General features: G+C 75.1%; 2 protein-coding genes and 1 pseudogene. All 3 read left to right on the top strand.

From position 1 onward, the window contains the following. A pseudogene (locus tag AB0M20_RS40315) lies at positions 1–572 on the top strand (trypsin); the annotation flags it as partial. A 149-nt stretch (positions 573–721) separates the two neighbouring features. Further along, positions 722–1210 carry a hypothetical protein gene (locus tag AB0M20_RS40310; RefSeq protein ID WP_364306436.1) on the top strand — a complete coding sequence of 163 codons (489 nt, stop codon included), beginning with the start codon at positions 722–724 and terminating at the stop codon, positions 1208–1210. A gap of 10 nt (positions 1211–1220) precedes the next feature. Further along, positions 1221–2048 (top strand): DUF4097 family beta strand repeat-containing protein (locus AB0M20_RS40305; RefSeq protein ID WP_364306434.1); only part of this gene is annotated, 828 nt, incomplete at its 3' end.

The following is a 2048-nucleotide window of genomic DNA, read 5'->3' as shown; positions in this document are numbered from 1 at the left end:
CGCCGCCGGTGCCCCCCCCCCCGGGCGGGGGGCCCCCGGTGGGGGGCCCGGTGGCGCGCCCCCGGCCCCGGCGGGCGGGGCCGGCGGCGCCCGCCCCCCCGCCGAGCCCGGCTCCCCCGGGGTTCGCACCGGTGCGGGCGGCGGCGCCGCGCGCAGCGGGGCGGTTCTCCAAGCGGGCCGCGCCGCAGGAGACGCAGGCGGCGATGCGGTCCTTCGTCGCGGGCGGAGGTGGCGGCGGCACGGGTGTCGCAGGGGGTGCCACCGGCGTCGAGGATCTGCGGGCGCTGGCCCGGCTCGAGGCCGGCCGGTTGCGCGAGGCGCAGGACCGTCCGGAGTACGAGCGGCGGGAGCTGCTGGCCGACCTGGTCAGCCGGATCGAGGTGCTGCTGACCGGCACCGGCGGGGGCGCGTATCCAGAGCTTGTGGAGCTGGTCAAGCGGCTGACCGGTGACGGCGCGCTTGACGACAAGTGGGCCGACGCGCTGCGGGTGCTCGACGGTTTCGGGGGCGGCGGCCAGTCCGGCGGCCAGTCCGGCGAGCGGCCCGCCCGGAAGGCCTTCTGGAAGAGCTGACAACAGGAGGATCCAACTAGCGGCGAGCAGCCGGCGGGACATCCCGCCGGCTGCTTCGCCATGCGCGTTGGCACCATCTAGCGCCATCGCGCGCCGAGCTGCGCCATATTGGCATTGCCTCGGTGCCATTTAGGTGCCATAGTGGTGCCATGGACATCACGCCGTACGTCTCCACTCTTCGCGAGGAGTTGGCCACCGCCGCCGAGCTCGGCGGTCCGGAGGCCCGCTCGCTCGCCGAGCGGCTCACCGCACCGATGGAGTCGGCGTTCCGGCTGGCGCTGCTCGACGCGCTGGCCGCGGCCACCGACGAGATCACCCGCGACATGGCGCCCGGCTCGGTGCAGGTGCGCCTGCAGGACCGGGAGCCCCGCTTCGTCGTCACCCTGCCGCCGGCCGACGAACCGCCGCCGGCGCCCGAGGCCCCGCCGGTCGTCGACACCGACGACACCGCGGTCTCCCGCATCAACCTGCGGATGCCCGACCAGCTCAAGGTCCGCATCGAGGAGGCGGCCAACAAGGCCGCCCTGTCGGTCAACGCCTGGCTGGTCCGCGCCGCCGCGTCCGCCCTGGAAACCCCCCGCCCCAGCGCCACCCGCGCACCCCGTGGCGCCGACCGGTTCACCGGCTGGGCCCGTTAGGAGAATGATCATGCCTGAGTTCGACACCACCGGACCGATCGACGTGACCCTCGAGGTCGGCATCGGCGACGTCCGGATCACCGCCGGCGACCGGCCCGGCACCACCGTTCAGGTCCGGCCCTCCGACCCGCACAGCGACCGCGACGTCCGCGCCGCCGAGCAGACCCGCGTCGAGTGCACCGACGGGCGGCTGCTGGTCCGCGGACCCAAGCAGACCGGGTTCAACCCGTTCGGCCGGCTCGGCTCGATCGACGTGGAGATCGCCCTGGCCACCGGTTCGCGGCTGCGCTCCGACACCGGCGTCGCGTCGCTGCACGCCACCGGCACGCTCGGCAACTGCCGGATCAAGACCGGCGTGGGCGCCGTCCGGGTGCAGCGGGCGGCCGCCATCGAGGTCTCCACCGGCACCGGCGACGTGGAGATCGAGGAGGCGGACGGCTTCGCCGAGGCGACCACCGGATCCGGCAGCCTCCGGCTCGACCTGGCGCACGCCGCGGCCACCACCAAGAACTCCAACGGGGTGACCCGGATCGGCTCGGTCGCCGGCGACCTGCGCGCATCCGCGTCCAACGGTGACGTGCTCGTCGGTGACGCCGCGGCCGGCGTCGTCGCGTCAACGGCGAACGGCAGCATCCGGATCGACTCGGTCGGCTCCGGCACGGTCTCGCTCAAGACCGCGCTGGGCGAGCTCGAGGTCGGCATTCCGGCGGGCACCGCGGCCTACCTCGACCTGCACACGCAGTTCGGCACCGTACGCAACACCCTCGACGCCTCCCCGGCGCCCACCCCGGGCGAGCCGGCCGTCGAGGTCCACGCCCGCACGTCCTACGGCGACGTC

It is taken from the genome of Actinoplanes sp. NPDC051633 (genome assembly GCF_040681735.1).
Lineage (GTDB): Bacteria > Actinomycetota > Actinomycetes > Mycobacteriales > Micromonosporaceae > Actinoplanes.
Note: the sequence above shows the minus strand (reverse complement) of the source record. Positions and strands in the feature narration are given on the sequence as shown.

Coding starts and splice junctions, on each gene's coding strand:
- AB0M20_RS40310 (WP_364306436.1), top strand. CDS start 722: ATGGACATCACGCCGTACGTCTCCACTCTTCGCGAGGAGTTGGCCACC.